Genomic DNA, 18,408 nt, shown 5'->3' on the forward strand with positions numbered 1-18,408 from the left:
AATCGACATGGGCAATTGCCTTAAGGCCTATTACTTATGGCCGCCACACTTGCCTTCTTTACCCTTCTTCATATCTTCGCCACACTTGCCCTCTTTGGCCTTCATGTTCTCGCCACACTTACCTTCTTTGGCTTTCATGTTTTCGCCGCACTTACCCTCTTTATGGGCCTTCATCTGGGCGCCGCATTTACCTTCGCCACACTTACCTTCTTTGGCGCCTTTCTTCATGCCTTCGCCACATTTACCCTCTTTGGCTTTCATGTTCTCGCCGCACTTACCTTCTTTGGCGCCTTTCTTCATATTCTCGCCGCACTTGCCTTCGCCACACTTACCTTCGCCATCGGCGATCTGGTAACCAGCTTGCATTTCACTGTAACCAAACGGATTAGCTTGAGCCTGCGCCGCAAACGCGCTACCAACAAACACAGTGCCTAACGCTACAGCAACAGCAGTATTCTTAACTAATTTCATAATCTCTTCCTTTGTTGATCTCTTATATGCAATGGTTTGCCAACATCAGTGCGTTGCTGGCTCGGATAATATGACCCGGCCCCCTAGATTTTTATTTCAAAAAACTTATCAGGCATCACATTTATGACCCAAATTATGTGTTAGCGCAAGCATCTAAACAGCAGTAATCGATTGATCTCACGTCTTTATTGACTAAAAATCGAGAAGCCAGTCATCAATAACAAAAGATACTCGTATCTGACTCATAAGTTTGGCTGGGCACAGCCGTTATCCCCACACCTTCCCGCACGCACACAGGCTTTGTATCTGCCAGGCGCTTGACGTAGAATAAGCGCCTTTTTACCCGGCCTGGCAATGCAGTACTAAAGCAATACGTACACCATGGCCGACAGGTTCACCTTTTTAGGCTCTGCGCCTTAAATTAATGAGAAAACAAGAATCATGCGTGTCATCTTAGCCCCGATGGAAGGCGTTGCCGACGCCCCGATGCGAGCCCTGCTAACCAGCGTTGGTGGCTATGACATGGTGATCAGCGAGTTTATTCGTGTCGTCGATCAGCTGCTGCCGGAAAAAGTCTTCTACCGACTCTGCGCCGAGCTTAAGTACCAATGCAGAACCGTCTCGGGCACTCCCGTGCGCCTGCAATTGCTGGGGCAGGAGCCTAACTGGATGGCCGAGAATGCCATTCGCGCCGTCGAGCTCGGCTCTCGCGGCGTCGACCTTAACTATGGCTGCCCTGCCCCTATGGTCAATCGCAGCAAGGGCGGCGCGGCGCTGTTAAAAGAGCCCGAAACCATCTACCGGGTAACCCAGGCCGTGAGGCAGGCGGTGCCCAAGGACAAGCCTGTATCGGCCAAGATCCGCCTGGGGTGGGATGACAAGAGCCGCTGCACCGAAATTGCCCAAGCTATCGAGGCAGCCGGCGCCACCGAACTCACGGTGCACGCCCGCACCAAAGAGGAAGCCTACCGACCGCCGGCGCACTGGGAATATATCGCGCAGATAAAATCTGTCACTCGCCTGCCCATCATCGCCAACGGCGAGATCTGGGGCAGAGAAGATTACCTCAAATGCCGCGAGGCCAGCGGCTGTGATGATGTCATGCTCGGACGCGGCGCCCTGACCATCCCCAACCTGGCCCACGTCGTTAAAGGCGAGCAGACGCCTATGCCCTGGCCCGAGGTGCTGGCGCTGCTGCTGCAATATTCAGAGTTTGAGATAGTCAGCGAGAAAGAGAAGTACTATCCGGCGCGCATCAAACAGTGGCTGAGGTTTATCGCCCGCCACTATGAGGGGGGCGAAGCCCTGTTCCGCCAGGTACGCGTACTGAAAGATACCCAGAGCATCTTGTCCCTGCTACGCAGTTGCTAGCAAGATACTTGTGCCTGACGGTCGCATCTGTAGGCTCTATGATGCTTCAGGGCATCAGGCACTGCTAACCTTCAAGCCTTCCCTATCTCAAGGCGCGACAAATAGCCAGCCCAGTCGCGCCTTAACTGGTCTGATCTTCACATCCCTCAACGCGATTCACTATAAAAGTCACCGACTTTTGATCTTAGTCATAGCCAATACGCCCAAGCGGTTTAGACTGATTATCTAAGAATATCAACTAGGCAATGATTTGTGAGCAGATCCCATATCAGACATGAACTGTCGGTGCTTGAAGCGAATCTCAGGAAAGAGTTAGGTACCCTGCTGGCATTACATCAAATAACGCTCGATACCCAGCAACTCTCGCTGACCTCCCTCATCGACGAGATGACCGCGGCCAAACTGGCCGACGAGCCCCTATTTATCAAACTGACCCAACTCGATGCGGCGCTGTGCCAGCTGGATCTGGGTCTCTACGGCTTATGCTCAGACTGTGAGGCCGATATCGAAGCCGAGCGGCTCAACGCCAATCCGCTCGAGCAGCGCTGCACCCAGTGCGCCGCCGATTACGCCCACGAGCACAGGCACGAGCTCAGGCTCACCCACTAAGCACACATCCCTAAGCGGGCTGCTTGCTAATCGAGCAGTTCGCTCAATCGCGCCAATTGAGTTAGTGAGCTTGTCGCGTCAGCCGAATTAATCACGCCAGTCACGATAGCCGCGCCAGTCGACAACTAATTTAAAAGACAGTCCACTTAATGACCCCCATAAAAAAAGCCTCCTGAATCAGGAGGCTTTTATCGTTAAGTCACAGGGAGGGTGAATAACGATTTAGAACTTCTGGTTAATACGCAGATAGAAGGTACGACCCAATACATCGTATAGGTTGGTGTTCACATCGCGATAACCCGCATAGTCATACCAAGTCGGTGCTTTCTCATCGAACAGGTTGTTCACACCCACTGTGATGGTACCGTTCCAATCATGGGTATAACCCACCTGGAAGTTATGCTTGAAGTAGCTTGGTGTGTCGATGATGTAGTCGTAACCAAGGTCGCGCCACATTGCACCTGACTGACTACCGATATACACGGTTGTCCAAGCCGCGCTGAAATCGTTGTAGTACCAAGCCGCGGCGAAGTTACCACGCCAATCAGGATAGTCTTGGGTACCTGAGTAATCGATCTTCTCTGATTCGGCATCGGCCTGCTCTTTAAAGTCGAGGATGTGAGTAACATCTAGCTTAAGGTTGAAGTCACCGAAGCCTGTCTCGAAGTTGTATGAAGAAGCAAAGTCAAAACCAGACGTTTCCAGCGATGCCTTGTTCACATAACCACTTTCAAGGTACTCAATCTTACCATCTGGGCCACGAGTCACGAAGTCAGAGCCATCGTTGATCTTCTCATCACGGATCACGTCTGATGCGCTAACGGCTTCAATCTTGTTGTCATAAGTGATTGAGTAATATGACAGTTCAACACTCCACGCATCGGTCACGTTCCAGACGCCACCCAATGTCAGTGAGTTACCCTCTTCCGCTTCTAGATTCGGGTTACCACCAAACCAAGTCTTGTGCTGGTTACCTGTAGCACAGTAGTTGGCGTCAGAGTTGTTGTTGGCTTCACACCAAACCGAATCGTAGGCCTTCTCGAAGCTCAGAGATTGCGACGAGAACATCTCACCCATATTGGGTGCGCGGAATGAATCACCGTAGCTAGCACGAAGCAGCAACGAATCGACAGGGCGCCAGCTCAAACCAAACTTAGGTACAACAGCATCGAACGTAGAAGAGTTAGTCACCTGACCTTCTGCACCCGTCAAGGTACCTTCCTGCTCATAACGCTCATAACGTAGCGCCGCTGACAGTTCGAAGTTGGCAGGTAGTGCCATCTGGATTTCGGTATAGGCAGACTGACGTGTACGCTCAGCATCAACATCGTCACCACCCGAACCACCAGAGATAATGCCAGAAGCCGACTCTGGATCAGAGGTTTGCTTGAAGTTGATCATCTCATACTCTAAACCACCTACGATGGCCACTGAGAAATCACCTTGTTCATACAGCATGGTGCTGGCAAGACCGTCGATCTGCGTGCTGTCGAACTTACCTTGGTATACCCCTGTGTGATTAGCGGCAGAATACAGTGCAGTCATCTGCTGCTCCCACTCTGCATAGCTCATACCTGAGGTATTGAAGACATCATAGTTGCCAGTATCGATCTCGCTCTGAATGATGTTGTCATTGATCAGGTTGTAGTTAAAGGCGTTAGTGGTCGATGCAGAATGCTGCGCGTTCAGCTCCCAATCGATACCATTACCCACGTCGGCATAACCCACGAAGCCACCTAGGATATCGAAACTGTTTGTTTCGGTTAGGGTGTCACGCTCACCAATCTGAACAGAGCGCATGTACAGCGTCATGTCCTTACCCGTTGGGTTATATTGGTTATCCGCGCTCATCACAGGATAGTTAGTCGATACGGGTGTACCGGCATAACGTGTGTTGGTTTCGCTCAAAGATGCGGTACCACGACCACGGAAGCGAATGTTATCCGTGATGTCATAGTTAAAGTTGGTCATGAAAGAGTTGCGGGTCATGTCGCCAAATAGCTTGGTTACCGCGCCATAGCTGTATAGACAGCGACCATTGTTCTGACCATCTGTGGTATCGGCAACGTTATCGGTATCGGCACACATCTCAGAGTTTGAGTAGAATGCATAGATATCATCGCCATCGGCATCTTTCTCGCCGGTGTTATAATAGCCATTCGGCACAGAGCTAAAAGAGCTGTAGTCACCATAGCTAGGATCATCCATGTTCCAGATGTCACGGTCCATCACAGCCTTAGTGTCATAGTACTCATAGGTAAAAGTCACATTACCTTTCTCAGAGTTGAAGCCAGCCGCAATAGAGAAACGATTGGCATCACCGCCTTCTACGCTAGGCTGCTCTGTGCTGAAGTCGACTTGGAATCCATCAAACTCTTTCTTGGTAATGATGTTAATTACACCTGCTACGGCGTCTGAGCCATAAACTGCAGATGCACCATCACGTAGGATCTCGATACGTTCAACGATTGCTAGTGGAATCTGAGATGTATCTGCCTCGGCACCCGAGCTAGAGCTGGTACCAGGCATACGACGGCCATCAAGCAATACCAAGGTAGCCTGAGAACCTAAACCACGCATGTTGACTGTTGAAGTCGCACTCGCACCCGAACCATAACCCGAAGTACCACGCCAAGAACCAAAGGCGTTGATAGAAGAGTTATTCAATACGTCGGCAACAGTTTTTTCACCGGTCAACGCGATATCTGCCGCACTTAATACAGTCACAGGAGACGAAGTCTCCATATCAACTTGCTTAATACGCGAACCAGTTACTTCGATGCGTTCAACTTTATCGCTTTGCTCTTCAGCAATTGCGATACCAGAAAATGCAATGCTAGATGTCGCGGCGGCAAATAAGCCTACGCGAACCGCTTTTGCTGTTAAGGTCAAAGAGTTCATATGTTTCCCTCACAATACGAAACCAGACAATCTGAGTTTCGATCATTAATTTATTTTTTATTTTTAAAATAAGAAGAATGTCCTTCGGTGAAGATATTGTGAAAAAAGATAAAATAAGTCAACGCAGTTAACATGAAAATAACCACAATGATAAACATTGATACAACTCGATAATAAAAACCGATAACACTCAACCGCCAAAAACAACACATACACTTGATTTACAACGAGTTTTCATAACACCAAGATTGTCAGAAAATGTAAAAATGAAAAAACAATCAGACGATACAAATTAATACGTCTGTACCAAATATGTTTAATAGTTTAACGAAAGATCAATTAAATATAAAAAACAACCACAAAAGTAACAATGTAAAATAATGTATCTCGATAGTAAGAAATGGTAAACAACAATTTTAACAACAAAAACATTAAAACTTATCTATTACGCACCTTAACCTTTACCTTAAAAATAAATTAAAAATCCACAGAATTAGAAAGAATTGACATTCAGGATATTTGACTAAACAAAATGCGAAAATACAGAAGTGATAAAGACCAAATGATGTCTCACTCGGTCTTAAATAGGTTAAAGGGCAATTTTAGCGAAATAAATGGCGCAGTCGCCTTCGTGGGAGGAGTAATAACTGACCATCAAGATATTGTCACTGAGCACGACACCGGCATAACTGGTGTCGCCGCCCGAAGGCAGGGTGAGCAACTCCGCTATTTGCGCGCTTTGTCTGTCGATCGCCACCAGAGCGGTACGCACACGACCATCATAGAGGCGCACCACGCCATAAAGCTGACCTTGATAGAGAAAGGTTACGGGTCCCCCTACGCGGCAATTCGCCGTTTGCCAATGCCACTGGGTATATGGAGGCGCTGACTCGCCCAGCAATGCACGCTCATCGGTCAGCCACAGTGGATCCCGGCGCAGCAGACAGATGGCTTTGTCTTCCTCGTCGAACACTAAACCAGACTCATTGACATAACCGGCCTGACTAAGCTTCTCCACCAGGGGATAAAAATCGGTATTAGCGTCACTCTTATACAGCGCCGCATAGCCATCATGTTCATGACAATAATAGGCTATGCCATAGAAGTAGCCCTTGTGGGGCGTGATGCGCCACAGCCACTCTCTCTCTTTCACCAGCGCCCTTGGCGCAGACCAATGTATCCCATCATCAGACTGCCAGCAGTAAGAGCGCATGCCCTCACCCTTGCCCTCATGCATAGCGGCGCCGCCAAACAGAAACAGGCTATCCCCCTCGATCACCAGTTTACCGTCCCTAAGGTCGGCAAAATCGGCCTCGATGAGGGCAACACTATGCCAGTCTTGTCCATCATTATCGGAGCATAGGATCCGCAGCGCGCCATCAGGTGACACATGGGCACTGGCTTCCCTGAATACGCAATAGAGCTTGCCGCGATAGAGAGCAAGATCGGTAAAGGCATTGTGAGCCGACTTATCCCATATTTTGGTGACTGAGCATAATTTCATCTTGCGCTTCCTGAAGCTAATAAGCTTCATCATGGCTGACGACGACAGATGACTCAAGTCTGTGAGGCTTAGGGAAGGTGCGAATAAGTCCCGTGCTTGCTCTGCGTGTGCTTAAAGTGGGTAGATGCAAGGCACAGTTTGCAGCGAATGGCCCTAGTCCTTCGCAAGAACTGTAACGCAGTAAATACCACTGTAAGCCTCGCCCTGCGGGGCTTTGCGACGACTTGTTCGCACCTTCCTTAGGCAACACTAGAAAAAGGCATAAAAAAAGCCGCACGAGGCGGCTTTTACTACACACTTTTTTAGCTGCGTTGACGCGGCGTTTTACCCGCTGTGGTCTTGTGCTTACGCACGGCGCGGCGGATCTTGGCGCTTTTTACCTTGGCGCGGGCCACACTGTGTTTGTCTGTGCCCAGCAGGGTGCGCGTCTCCTCATCCATACCGGCCAGTTTACGCAGATAGTTCACCTGCTCGATTGGCAACTCGACCCAACCACCGCGAGGCAGGGATTTAGGCAAATCTATCATGCCGTAGCGAATACGGATCAGGCGGCTCACCTGCACTTCCTGCGATTCCCACAGACGGCGAACCTCGCGGTTACGGCCTTCGGCCAGCGACACATGCCACCACTTGTTCATGCCCTCGCCACCGGCAGGCTTCACCTTATCGAAATGCGCCGGGCCATCCTCCAAGGTAACGCCACTGCGCAGACGCTGAATGCAGGCGTCAGTCACCTCACCAAAGGTACGTACGGCGTATTCACGCTCCACCTCATGAGACGGGTGCATCAGGCGGTTGGCCAGCTCACCGTCAGAGGTAAACAGCAACAAGCCTGAGGTGTTGATATCCAGACGACCTACCGCCACCCAGCGAGAATCTCGGGTCTTAGGCAGACGGTCGAATACCGTCGGGCGCCCTTCGGGATCTTTGCGACTGCAGATCTCCCCTTCAGGCTTGTGATAGGCGATCACACGGCACACCAAGTCGTCTTCCGACTTAATCGATACCGTACGGCCATCGATACGCACCTTGGCATCGGCCTCGATACGATCGCCCAATTTGGCAATTTCACCGTCTATACTAACTCGGCCTGCAGCAATCCATGCCTCCATCTCACGACGGGAGCCATGGCCTGCACGGGCCAAGACTTTCTGCAATTTTTCACTCATTAGTAGACTCTTCATCGGTTTGAGGCGCTGTGTTGTCAGGGGTCGACTCGACCGCCTGGGTTTGTCCAAACAGCGCCGCTAGTGACTCGGCATCGGATAAGGGAGGAAGGTCCGCTATCCTGTCCAAGCCAAAATAGGCTAAAAACTCATTTGTGGTCGCATAGAGCGCGGGCCTGCCCGGTACCTCTTTATGACCGACAATCTTAATCCAGTGTCTATCGGATAGACTCTTGATGATATGGCTTCCCACGGCCACACCACGTACAAACTCAATATCGGCGCGGGTGACCGGCTGACGATAGGCGATCACCGCCAGGGTCTCCAGGGTCGCCCGGGAGTATCTCGGCGCCTTCTCCTGCCACAGTGACTGCAGATAGGGACTCAAGGTTTCGATGGACTGAAAACGATATCCGCCCGCCACCTTGACTAACTCTATGCCGCGCCCCTGATAATCTTGCTGCAACTCCTCTATGGCGGCCTTAACCTTGGCGCGGGAGACGCTAAAGTTTGCCAGCACACTCTCGTTTAAGTGCTTGATAGAGACAGTCCTAGCCATCACAAACAGACTGGCTTCAATCAGCTGCTTGAGCTGATCCGGGTTTATTTGCAGTTTCTTACTCGACAATCAATAGGCCCTAACATGTATGGTCGACAGCGGCTGCGCCTGAATAAGGTCGACCAAAAGCTCTTTTACCAGCTCCATCAGCGCAAGAAAGCTCACAACCACGCCGGCTCGCCCCTCAGAAACATCAAACAGCTGCTCGAAAGGCACATAGGACTTGCCTTCTAGCATAGCCAATATTTGCGTCATGCGTTCCCGTGTCGACAGATGCTCGCGCTGCACATGGTGATGCTCAGTGGCCTCGACCCGCTTTAACACGGCGGCGAAGGCACCGGCCAACTCCACTAGAGAAACAGACGGCGGCACTAACACCGGCTTGATATCAGGCGCGGGCAACACCTTAGCCTGAAACACATCTCGCTCGAGTCGCGGCAAGGCATCTAGCCTTTGCTGCGCATCTTTAATCACCTCGTAGGCCTTAAGCTGTCTGATCAGCTGGGCGCGGGGATCGGCCTCATCTTCCTCTGCAAGCTCGGGTCTTGGCAGCAAGAGGCGCGACTTGATCTCGGCCAGGGTTGCGGCCATCACCAGATAGTCGGCGGCAAGCTCCACCCTCGCCCCCTGCAACAGCTCGATATACTCAAGATATTGATCCGTCACCGGCGAAATGGCCATCTCGACCACATCCAGTTTCTGCTTACGGATCAGATAGAGCAGCAGATCCAACGGGCCTTCGAAAGACTCGAGAAACACCTCTAGCGCCTCGGGCGGAATAAAGAGATCCGCCGGCAGCTCCTTAACGGGCTCGCCCCTGACCACGGCCAAAGGTAAACTTTGCTGAGTCCCCTGCATCCGCTCTCCAAGTCAGCAGACAGGCAATTGCCTGCCACAGGCTAAAGGTTAGATAATAACGATAAATTACCGCCATTTAGGGCGAATAATCACCGGTTTCTGGCGAGGCTAATCGACACCAAACGCGCGATTATACCTGCAAATTTGACCAATAGACAGGGCTTTAGCCAAACTGGCTAACATCCCCTGCACCTTCACGTAAGATCTCGATATCGCCCTCGGAGAGATCGATAACCGTCGTCGGCTTCTCACCCAGATAACCGCCATGAATAATCACGTCTACCTGATGCTCCAGGATGTCACGGATATGCTCGGGATCTGACTCGGTAAACTCTTCACCTGGCAGGATAAGACTAGTAGACATCAGCGGCGCATCGAGCGCCTCAAGCAGCGCCAGGGCGATCACATTGTCTGGCACGCGAATACCGATAGTCTTCTTCTTCGGGTTCTGTAGGCGCTTAGGCACCTCTTTGGTGGCCTTGAAGATGAAGGTAAAAGGACCAGGAGTGTTGTGCTTGAGCACGCGGTAAGCCTGGTTATCCACCCTGGCATAGGTCGCCAGCTCTGATTGATCACGCACCATCAAGGAGAAGTTGTGATCGTTCTCTATCTGACGAATACGCACTATGCGGGTCATCGCATCTTTTTCACCCAGCAGACAACCTAGGGCATAGCCCGAGTCTGTGGGATAGACCACCACACCGCCCTGCTTGATCACATTGACCGCCTGATTAATCAGACGAACCTGAGGATTTTCCTCGTGTACATAAAAAAATTGACTCATGGGTTTCCCATCCAATTATCCATTTGCCAAACCCAATCGACACCTTGGGGTTGGAACATATTTCTGCCTAACTCGAGCCAGCTACCGGGAAAATGAAAATCGCTTCCCAGCGAGGCATGCAGTTCATTGAGCCGACTCAAGGCAATTAAATTGTTACGATCGTCCAGGGTCTGCTGACCCAGCACCACTTCCATGGCATCGCCACCGGCGGCCTTAAATTCACGTACCAGACGCTTTAACCATTTGGCCGACAACTTGTAGCCGCTAGGGTGTGCCAGCACGGCGACGCCGCCCGCCTCATGAATGATGGCGATAGCTGTATCCATGTCAGACCAATTGTTTGGCACATAGCCTGTCTTGCCCCGGGCCAGGTATTTCTTGAACACGGCGGCAGCATTGGTAGCATAGCCGTTGTCCGCCAGCCAGCGTGCATAATGGCCACGACTCAGCGCAGCACCTTCGGCTAACGCCTTAGCCCCTTCATAGGCGCCGCTGATGCCCGCCTTCTCCAGGCGCACGCCTATCTCCATCGCCCGCGCCTCACGCAAGGCCCTCTGCTGGGTCAGGAAGGTATCCAGCCCCTGATGTTCAGGGTCAATATTCAAGGCGACGATATGAATATCGAAGTTATTCCAGCGGGTAGAGATCTCGCAGCCGTTAATCAGAGTTAGAGGCTCTGCTTGACTGTCGTTGAAGCTGTGGGCTTCCTTAAGACCGGCTAAGGTATCGTGATCGGTAATGGCCAGCATCTGCACCCCATTGTCTAGGGCGCGGGCCACTAATTCTGACGGGGTTAACTGGCCGTCGGATGCCGTGGTGTGGCTGTGAAGATCGATTAAACGCGTTTCATCTGTCATCCCTTTATTCTACTCGACTTTGTTATTAGAAACATCTAATTGGATGAAAATGGACGAAATTGCATGAGATTCGTTAAATCTCCTCGGCAATCGCTGCAGATTGTGATCTTAAAGTGCTAAATAACAGCCAAATAGAAAAATATTCAATTGACAAGGCTGCGGGGGGGATGTTTTTATATAGCCATCAACAAGATTTTACCTTTACATGAGATAGACACTGAAATGACAACGCAGCTATTCAACAACATCAACTGGTGGTGGCACTTCCCAACATAGCGGGTGGTGTGAATTTCTGTGCTCATGTAAAAGAGACAAGATTTAAACAAAAAGCCCGCACTCGATGCGGGCTTTTTGCATTTAATCACCTAATTTTATTAATAGATTTATAAACGACTAACCCAAACGCATAAACAAGTTAGTCTACTATCGGCAAGTAGGAGCGCAAATATGGGGCAAGAGTTTCTGGCCAGCGTCAACACCATAAAGGAGCGGATCACCTATCATGATGATCCGCTCCAGCTGTATCAGCACCTGACGCAGGATGCGGCACATACCATGTTGCTGGAGTCGGCTGAGATCGACAGTAAGGACCACCTTAAAAGCATCATCATGACCCACGCCGCCCTGGCCATACGGTGTGAAGGTTACCAACTCTGTTTCACCGCGCTGAGCGACAATGGTCAGGCGCTGCTGGTCCCCATCGCCCGCTTCTTCGGCGAAGATGAAAGTCAGGTCATCGACAACACATTGACCTTAGTCCTACAAAAAGACACCTCGCTCCTGGATGAAGATGCCAGATTAAAATCTACCTCACCGCTCGATGGCCTACGCAGCCTGATAAAGCATATCGACATGGGCGATGATGCCCAGTTTGAAAGTTTGTTCCTCGGCGGCGTACTGGCGTTCGATCTTATCGACACGGTAGAGCCGCTTCCCAAGGTGAGCCAGAGCGCCAATAGCTGCCCTGATTACCTCTTCTACCTGGCCGAAACCCTGATCCTGGTCGATCACCAAGCGCGCAGCGCCGATATCATCAGCCATAACTTTACCCAACAGGCAGAAGTTAAGGCGGCATTGGCCGAGCGAGTCACCCAGCTGCACCAGGCCTGTAGCAGGCTTCCCGATATCGCCCCGCTCTGCCCTGTGGATGCAGAGACCCAGGTTAATGTGTCAGATGATGAGTTTAAGAACATAGTGACAGATCTTAAGTCTCATATCGTCGCCGGCGATATCTTTCAGGTGGTGCCATCGCGCAGCTTCAGCCTGCCTTGCCCGAATGCCCTGGGCGCCTACCGCGCCCTGAGACTAACCAATCCCAGCCCCTACATGTTCTACTTCAGAGGCGATGACTTTACCCTGTTTGGCGCCTCGCCCGAGAGCGCCCTCAAGTATGAGGCCAGCACCAACCAGGTGGAGATCTACCCCATCGCCGGCACCCGCAAGCGCGGCAAGACTGCGAGCGGCGAGATCGATTTCGATCTCGACAGCCGCATCGAGCTGGAACTGCGCCTGGATAAGAAAGAGCTGTCCGAACACCTGATGTTGGTGGACTTGGCCCGAAACGATGTGGCCCGCATCAGCCAGAGCGGCACCCGCAAGGTGGCCGAGTTGCTGAAAGTGGATCGCTACTCCCACGTGATGCACCTGGTCAGCCGGGTCACCGGCCAGCTTAGAAGCGATCTCGATGCCCTGCACGCCTACCAGGCCTGCATGAACATGGGCACACTTACCGGTGCGCCCAAGGTGAGCGCGGCCCAGCTTATTCGCGGCGCCGAAAAGACACGTCGCGGCAGCTATGGCGGCGCCGTGGGCTATCTCAACGGCCTTGGCGACATGGACACCTGCATAGTGATCCGCTCCGCCTTCGTTAAAGCGGGTACGGCCCATATTCAAGCCGGCGCAGGTGTGGTGTATGACTCAGATCCCCTGACCGAAGCCGACGAGACCCGCCAGAAGGCCCAGGCGGTCATATCAGCCATCAAGATGGGAGGCGGACAATGAAGCTCTACCTACTGGATAATTTCGACTCTTTTACCTACAACCTGGTGGATCAGTTCCGCAGCCTGGGCTTCGAGGTGGTGATCTACCGCAACGACTTAGATGCCCAGTTTATCGCCGACAAGCTACTGCAAGAGCAAGGCAAGGCGGCGCTGGTATTATCCCCCGGCCCGGGAGCGCCCCATGAGGCGGGCTGCCTGATGGCGCTCATCGGCCTCCTGGCGGGCAAGGTGCCCATGCTGGGGATCTGTTTAGGCCACCAGGCGATGATCGAACACTTCGGCGGCAAGGTGGAGCGCGCCAAACAGGTGGTTCATGGCAAGGCCAGCCCTACGATACACAACGGCCAGGGGATCTTCTCCGGCCTGCCCTCGCCGCTGCCGGTAGCCCGATACCACAGCCTGGTAGCGACACAGGTGCCCGACTGCCTCGAGGTGATCGCCACCACAGAGGAGATGCCTATGGCCATCTCCCACAAGAGCGTCAAGGCGGTTGGCTTTCAGTTCCATCCCGAGTCTATCTTGACCACGCTCGGCAGCCAGTTACTGACCCAGACATTGACCTATCTGACCCAAGATGCCCAATTAAGCAGCGGCCAAGGAGTATAGTAATGAGTGAACTACAGCCGATTTTCGACAGGCTTTATCAGGGGCAAACCATCAGCCGCGAGGAGACCAAGGCGCTGTTTAGCGAGATAGTCGAGGGCAAGATGGATCCCGTGGCCATGGCCGGCATGTTGGTCGCGATGAAGATGCGCGGCGAGACAATAGATGAGATCTCAGGCGCCGCCGACGCCCTGCTGCAAGCCGCCAAGGCGTTTCCCGCCCCCAGTGAGGCGACACGCACCCAGGGCATAGTGGATATCGTGGGTACAGGCGGAGACGGTCACAACACCATCAACATCTCGACTACCTCTGCCTTCGTGGCCGCGGCGGCGGGCGCTAAGGTGGCCAAACACGGCAATCGCAGCGTGTCGAGCAAGTCTGGCTCGTCGGATCTACTGGCGCAGTTTGGTATCGATCTCACCATGGCGCCCGAAACAGCTAGGGACTGTCTCAACAATCTTGGGCTCTGTTTCCTGTTCGCGCCCCACTATCACGGCGGCGTGCGCCACGCGGTACCTGTGCGTCAGGCACTGAAGACCCGCACCCTGTTTAACGTATTAGGTCCATTGATCAATCCGGCTAGGCCCGACTACATGCTGCTGGGGGTCTATGATCCTATGCTGGTGCGTCCTATCTGCGACGTGCTCAAGGCGCTGGACGTCAAACGCGCCATGGTGGTTCACGGCAGCGGCCTTGATGAGGTGGCGGTACACGGCGAAACCTTAGTCTGTGAGTTGAAACAGGGCGAAATTGTCGAATATTACCTCTCACCCGAGGCCCTGGGGCTCAGCCGCGCCGAGATATGCGATCTCGCCGGTGCAGGCCCTGCAGAAAACGCCGAAATCACCCGCGCCATATTGCAAGGCCATGGCGAGTTGGCGCACACTGAGGCGGTAGCTGCCAATGCGGGCTGCGCCCTCTATGTGTCCGGCTGCTGTGACAGCCCACAGCAAGGCACGGCGCTGGCTCTACAGACCCTCGCCAGCGGCAAGGCATACACCCTACTCGAGCAGCTTGCTCGCGCGAGCCAAAGTGACAACCTAGGAACAAACTGATGCAAGCGAGTATAAACAGTCAAACAGGTACGTCGAACACAAGCAGCAATGTGCTGACCCGTATCGTCGACACTAAGCCAGCCCACATCGCCGCCCTGAAACAGCGCTTCCCCGAGGCCTCGCTAACGCCCAAGGTGTCGGATCGCAGCCTGTATCAGGCCCTCAAGGCGCCCAATGCCGGCTTCATCTTCGAGTGCAAGAAGGCCAGCCCCTCTAAGGGCCTGATCAGACAAGCGTTCGATGTCGAGGCCATCGCCGATGTCTACAAGCATTATGCTGCGGCCATCTCGGTGCTGACCGACGAGCAGTTTTTTCAGGGCGACATGGATTACCTACCCAAGGTACGTGCCCGGGTGAGCCAACCCATCTTATGTAAAGATTTCTTCGTCGATCCCTATCAGGTGAAACTGGCGGCCCACCAGGGCGCAGATGCCATACTACTGATGCTGTCGGTACTGGATGATGAGCATTACCGCCAGCTGGCAAGCCTGGCGGCCCAGTACCGGCTGGATGTGCTGACCGAGGTCAGCAATGAAGAAGAGCTCAAGCGCGCCATCGCCCTAGACGCCGCCATCATAGGGATCAACAACCGCAACCTGAGAGATCTCACCACAGATCTGGCGACCACGGAGGCGCTTGCACCGCATATCCCGGCCGACCGCGTGGTAGTAAGCGAATCAGGCATCTACACTCAGCAGCAGGTGAGACGCCTGAGCCCCCTAGTGGATGGCTTCCTGGTGGGCAGCTCGCTGATGGCCGAGGCCGATCTGGATCTCGCCTGCCGCGCCCTGACCCTTGGCCACAACAAGGTATGCGGCCTGACCCGCAGCGAAGATGTGCGTGCCATCGCTGACGCCGGCGCCCTCTATGGCGGACTAATCTTTGCCAAGAAATCGCCTCGCTACGTGACCCAAGAGCAGGCGCTAGACATAGTCGAGCAGCAGCGAAGCAGTGGTAAGGGGCTGAATTTTGTCGGCGTCTTCGTCAACGAAGAGGTCTCCATCATCGCCGAGCTGGCCAAACGTTTAAACCTGTTTGCGGTGCAGCTTCACGGCAGCGAGAGCGAATATGATATCGATCAGCTCAGACTTAAGCTAAATGAACTTGATTGCCAGACCCAGATCTGGAAGGCGGTAGCCGTCAGCGTCGATAGCGACGATTGCCAGGCCCCCTCCACGCCAGCCAATGCCGATCGCCTGCTCTACGACAGCAAGACAAAGGCGGCAAACGGCGTGCAGTTTGGCGGCACGGGCCATGCCTTTAACTGGCAACAGCAACTGCCGAACAAGGCTGATGCCATGTTGGCCGGAGGGCTTAACGCAGGCAACGCCTTCGACGCCGCCAGGCAGGGCTTCTTCGGCCTGGACTTTAACTCGGGCCTCGAGTCGGCTCCCGGCGTCAAGGATGAGGAGCTTATCAAGCAAGCCTTTACCGCCCTTAGAGAATATTAACGTTTTGCGGCGCACCTTAACGGCGCCGCTCCATACAGAGAGAGCTTTATGATGACTAAGCTGGACCCTTATTTCGGCGAATATGGCGGTATGTTTGTACCGCAGATTTTGATGCCCGCCCTCAAGCAGCTCGAAGCCGCCTTCGTCGATGCGCAAAACGATCCGAGCTTTCAAGCCGAATTTACCGATCTGTTGAAAAACTACGCCGGCAGACCGACCGCCTTGACGCTGACCCGTAACCTCAGCCCCAATCCTCTGGTGAAGATCTACCTCAAGCGTGAAGATCTGCTCCATGGCGGCGCCCATAAGACCAACCAGGTATTGGGGCAGGCCCTGCTGGCCAAGCGTATGGGCAAGAAAGAGATCATCGCAGAAACCGGCGCCGGACAGCACGGCGTGGCCACTGCCCTGGCCTGCGCGCTATTAGGGCTCAAGTGTAAGGTCTACATGGGCGCCAAAGATGTCGAGCGTCAATCGCCCAACGTGTTCCGCATGCGTTTGATGGGCGCGGAGGTGATTCCCGTCACCTCAGGCTCTGCCACCTTGAAAGATGCCTGTAACGAGGCGATGCGCGATTGGTCAGCCAGCTACGACAAGGCTCACTACCTGCTGGGTACCGCAGCCGGTCCCCATCCCTTCCCCACCATAGTGCGCGAATTCCAGCGCATGATTGGCGAAGAGACCAAGGCGCAAATACTCGAACGTGAAGGACGTCTGCCCGATGCGGTGATCGCCTGTGTCGGCGGCGGTTCAAACGCCATCGGCATGTTTGCCGACTTTATCGACGAGCCTTCGGTAAAGCTTATCGGTGTCGAGCCCGCAGGACTCGGCATAGACACGCCTAAACACGGCGCGCCGCTCAAGCACGGCAAGACGGGGATCTTCTTCGGCATGAAGGCGCCGCTGATGCAAGATAAAGAGGGCCAAATTGAGGAGTCTTACTCCATCTCGGCAGGCTTAGACTTCCCATCGGTGGGCCCGCAGCACGCCCATCTGGCGGCGACCGGTCGCGCCACCTATGAGTCGGCCACGGATGATGAGGCCTTAGCAGCCTTCCAGCTGCTGGCCCGCAGCGAGGGGATCATCCCGGCACTGGAATCGGCCCATGCCCTAGCCTACGCCATCAAGCTGGCCGAGGCCGCCACCGAGGAGACCCTATTGGTGGTCAACCTCTCTGGCCGCGGCGACAAGGATATCTTCACCGTCGCCGACATCTTAGAGAAACAACAAGCAAACAACGAGGAGAGCGGCAATGAGTAACCGTTATCAGGCAGCATTTGCCGCACTTAACGCAAGCGGGCGCGGCGCCTTCGTGCCTTTCGTCACCATAGGCGATCCCAATAAAGAAATGTCGCTGAAGATCATCGAGACCCTGGTAGAGAATGGCGCCGACGCCTTGGAGCTGGGCTTTCCCTTCTCAGATCCTCTCGCCGATGGCCCGGTGATCCAGGGGGCAAACCTGCGCGCCTTAGCCGCGGGCACCACCCCGGGTGGCTGTTTCGAGATCATCACTGCGGTGCGCGCCAAGTACCCTGAGCTGCCCATCGGCCTGCTGCTATACGCCAACCTGGTGTATGCCAACGGCGTCGAAGCCTTCTACGCCAAAGCCAAGGCCGCCGGCGTGGATTCTGTGCTTATCGCCGACGTGCCGGTGGAAGAAGCCGCGCCCTTTATCGCCGCCGCCAAGGCCCACGAGGTAGCGCCAATCTTTATCGCGCCGCCCAATGGCGATGCCGAGACGCTGCGCCAGGTGGCCGAGCAGGGCCAGGGCTACACCTACCTGCTATCACGCGCCGGCGTCACGGGCACAGAGTCTAAGGCCGGCATGCCGCTGGATGATATCCTGGCCCAGCTCAAAGCCTTCGACGCGCCGCCGCCCCTACTGGGCTTTGGCATCGCAGAGCCAGCTCAAGTCAAGGCCGCCATCGACTCGGGCGCGGCGGGCGCCATCTCGGGTTCTGCCGTGGTGAAGATCATCGAGGCCCATCAAGACGACGAGCAGGCCCTGCTCGGCGCCCTGGGTCAGTTTACCCGCGAGATGAAGGCGGCGACCTAAGCCTAAACGTCTAACCCCCTTCTCATCCAATCTAAAATCCCCGCACCAGCGGGGATTTTTTTATCCGCTACTCCCCATTACTGATCCATTAGTCGCCCGGCGCCGTATCACCTCAGACAAACCAAAAGGGAGTTGGCGCTTGAAACGCTCGCTAATGTCAGCC

16 protein-coding genes are annotated in these 18,408 nt (G+C 53.9%); 8 read left to right on the forward strand and 8 right to left on the reverse strand.

The window, feature by feature from the left end; all coding sequences use genetic code 11:
* Positions 1-30: 30 nt before the first annotated feature.
* Positions 31-471: an HvfA family oxazolone/thioamide-modified RiPP metallophore gene (locus tag K0H80_RS11420; RefSeq protein WP_011866039.1), complete on the reverse strand. Its 441-nt coding sequence runs from the start codon at positions 469-471 to the stop codon at positions 31-33.
* Positions 472-912: 441 nt separating this feature from the next.
* Here K0H80_RS11420 and dusC point away from each other — a divergent pair, with 441 nt between their 5' ends.
* Together dusC and K0H80_RS11430 are read left to right on the forward strand one after the other, a co-directional pair.
* Positions 913-1,842: a tRNA dihydrouridine(16) synthase DusC gene (gene dusC, locus K0H80_RS11425; RefSeq protein ID WP_220071652.1), complete on the forward strand. Its 930-nt coding sequence runs from the start codon at positions 913-915 to the stop codon at positions 1,840-1,842.
* Between the two features lie 252 nt (positions 1,843-2,094).
* Positions 2,095-2,451 carry a TraR/DksA family transcriptional regulator gene (locus K0H80_RS11430; protein WP_011866041.1) on the forward strand — a complete coding sequence of 119 codons (357 nt, stop codon included), beginning with the start codon at positions 2,095-2,097 and terminating at the stop codon, positions 2,449-2,451.
* A 222-nt stretch (positions 2,452-2,673) separates the two neighbouring features.
* Here K0H80_RS11430 and K0H80_RS11435 read toward each other — a convergent pair whose 3' ends face one another.
* The 7 genes from K0H80_RS11435 to rnm all read right to left on the reverse strand — a co-directional run bounded on the left by K0H80_RS11435 (position 2,674) and on the right by rnm (position 11,080).
* Positions 2,674-5,352 (reverse strand): TonB-dependent receptor, encoded by a 2,679-nt coding sequence (locus K0H80_RS11435; protein WP_220071653.1) that lies wholly within the window; start codon positions 5,350-5,352, stop codon positions 2,674-2,676.
* 589 nt (positions 5,353-5,941) lie between these two features.
* Complete coding sequence (locus K0H80_RS11440; RefSeq protein ID WP_220071654.1) at positions 5,942-6,856, reverse strand: exo-alpha-sialidase; 915 nt, start codon at positions 6,854-6,856, stop codon at positions 5,942-5,944.
* 302 nt (positions 6,857-7,158) lie between these two features.
* Positions 7,159-8,025 carry a 23S rRNA pseudouridine(2605) synthase RluB gene (gene rluB / locus K0H80_RS11445; protein WP_220042662.1) on the reverse strand — a complete coding sequence of 289 codons (867 nt, stop codon included), beginning with the start codon at positions 8,023-8,025 and terminating at the stop codon, positions 7,159-7,161.
* Positions 8,018-8,635 (reverse strand): SMC-Scp complex subunit ScpB, encoded by a 618-nt coding sequence (gene scpB, locus K0H80_RS11450; protein WP_220073969.1) that lies wholly within the window; start codon positions 8,633-8,635, stop codon positions 8,018-8,020. Before scpB ends, rluB begins: the two co-directional genes overlap by 8 nt.
* 15 nt (positions 8,636-8,650) lie before the next feature.
* Positions 8,651-9,439: a segregation and condensation protein A gene (locus tag K0H80_RS11455; RefSeq protein ID WP_220071655.1), complete on the reverse strand. Its 789-nt coding sequence runs from the start codon at positions 9,437-9,439 to the stop codon at positions 8,651-8,653.
* Positions 9,440-9,602: 163 nt separating this feature from the next.
* Positions 9,603-10,223 (reverse strand): L-threonylcarbamoyladenylate synthase, encoded by a 621-nt coding sequence (locus K0H80_RS11460; protein ID WP_011866047.1) that lies wholly within the window; start codon positions 10,221-10,223, stop codon positions 9,603-9,605.
* Complete coding sequence (rnm, locus tag K0H80_RS11465; RefSeq protein WP_220071656.1) at positions 10,220-11,080, reverse strand: RNase RNM; 861 nt, start codon at positions 11,078-11,080, stop codon at positions 10,220-10,222. Before rnm ends, K0H80_RS11460 begins: the two co-directional genes overlap by 4 nt.
* 447 nt (positions 11,081-11,527) lie before the next feature.
* Here rnm and K0H80_RS11470 point away from each other — a divergent pair, with 447 nt between their 5' ends.
* Genes K0H80_RS11470 through trpA form a run of 6 tightly spaced genes read left to right on the forward strand, consistent with a single transcriptional unit; the run spans position 11,528 to position 18,245 of the window.
* The gene (locus tag K0H80_RS11470; RefSeq protein WP_220071657.1) at positions 11,528-13,081 is read left to right on the forward strand and encodes an anthranilate synthase component 1; all 1,554 of its coding nucleotides are present in this window, start codon (positions 11,528-11,530) and stop codon (positions 13,079-13,081) included.
* Positions 13,078-13,686 carry an aminodeoxychorismate/anthranilate synthase component II gene (locus K0H80_RS11475; RefSeq protein ID WP_220071658.1) on the forward strand — a complete coding sequence of 203 codons (609 nt, stop codon included), beginning with the start codon at positions 13,078-13,080 and terminating at the stop codon, positions 13,684-13,686. The genes K0H80_RS11470 and K0H80_RS11475 overlap by 4 nt, the downstream gene beginning before the upstream one ends.
* Complete coding sequence (gene trpD, locus K0H80_RS11480; RefSeq protein WP_220073970.1) at positions 13,683-14,738, forward strand: anthranilate phosphoribosyltransferase; 1,056 nt, start codon at positions 13,683-13,685, stop codon at positions 14,736-14,738. The genes K0H80_RS11475 and trpD overlap by 4 nt, the downstream gene beginning before the upstream one ends.
* Entirely contained in the window at positions 14,738-16,189 is a 1,452-nt protein-coding gene (gene trpCF, locus K0H80_RS11485; RefSeq protein WP_220071659.1) for a bifunctional indole-3-glycerol-phosphate synthase TrpC/phosphoribosylanthranilate isomerase TrpF, read from the forward strand. Before trpD ends, trpCF begins: the two co-directional genes overlap by 1 nt.
* Positions 16,190-16,240: 51 nt before the next feature.
* Complete coding sequence (trpB, locus tag K0H80_RS11490) at positions 16,241-17,449, forward strand: tryptophan synthase subunit beta (protein ID WP_041407223.1); 1,209 nt, start codon at positions 16,241-16,243, stop codon at positions 17,447-17,449.
* Positions 17,442-18,245, forward strand: a complete 804-nt coding sequence (gene trpA, locus K0H80_RS11495) for a tryptophan synthase subunit alpha (RefSeq protein WP_220071660.1) — start codon at positions 17,442-17,444, stop codon at positions 18,243-18,245. The genes trpB and trpA overlap by 8 nt, the downstream gene beginning before the upstream one ends.
* Positions 18,246-18,408: the final 163 nt, after the last annotated feature.

The organism is Shewanella aegiceratis, assembly GCF_019457495.1.
Lineage (GTDB): Bacteria > Pseudomonadota > Gammaproteobacteria > Enterobacterales > Shewanellaceae > Shewanella > Shewanella loihica.

Excerpts from the sequence above, each read along its gene's own strand:
- K0H80_RS11420 (WP_011866039.1), bottom strand. The coding sequence starts at position 471 with ATGAAATTAGTTAAGAATACTGCTGTTGCTGTAGCGTTAGGCACTGTG.
- dusC (WP_220071652.1), top strand. The coding sequence starts at position 913 with ATGCGTGTCATCTTAGCCCCGATGGAAGGCGTTGCCGACGCCCCGATG.
- K0H80_RS11435 (WP_220071653.1), bottom strand. The coding sequence starts at position 5,352 with ATGAACTCTTTGACCTTAACAGCAAAAGCGGTTCGCGTAGGCTTATTT.
- K0H80_RS11440 (WP_220071654.1), bottom strand. The coding sequence starts at position 6,856 with ATGAAATTATGCTCAGTCACCAAAATATGGGATAAGTCGGCTCACAAT.
- rluB (WP_220042662.1), bottom strand. The coding sequence starts at position 8,025 with ATGAGTGAAAAATTGCAGAAAGTCTTGGCCCGTGCAGGCCATGGCTCC.
- K0H80_RS11455 (WP_220071655.1), bottom strand. The coding sequence starts at position 9,439 with ATGCAGGGGACTCAGCAAAGTTTACCTTTGGCCGTGGTCAGGGGCGAG.
- K0H80_RS11460 (WP_011866047.1), bottom strand. The coding sequence starts at position 10,223 with ATGAGTCAATTTTTTTATGTACACGAGGAAAATCCTCAGGTTCGTCTG.
- rnm (WP_220071656.1), bottom strand. The coding sequence starts at position 11,080 with ATGACAGATGAAACGCGTTTAATCGATCTTCACAGCCACACCACGGCA.
- K0H80_RS11470 (WP_220071657.1), top strand. The coding sequence starts at position 11,528 with ATGGGGCAAGAGTTTCTGGCCAGCGTCAACACCATAAAGGAGCGGATC.
- K0H80_RS11475 (WP_220071658.1), top strand. The coding sequence starts at position 13,078 with ATGAAGCTCTACCTACTGGATAATTTCGACTCTTTTACCTACAACCTG.
- trpCF (WP_220071659.1), top strand. The coding sequence starts at position 14,738 with ATGCAAGCGAGTATAAACAGTCAAACAGGTACGTCGAACACAAGCAGC.
- trpB (WP_041407223.1), top strand. The coding sequence starts at position 16,241 with ATGACTAAGCTGGACCCTTATTTCGGCGAATATGGCGGTATGTTTGTA.
- trpA (WP_220071660.1), top strand. The coding sequence starts at position 17,442 with ATGAGTAACCGTTATCAGGCAGCATTTGCCGCACTTAACGCAAGCGGG.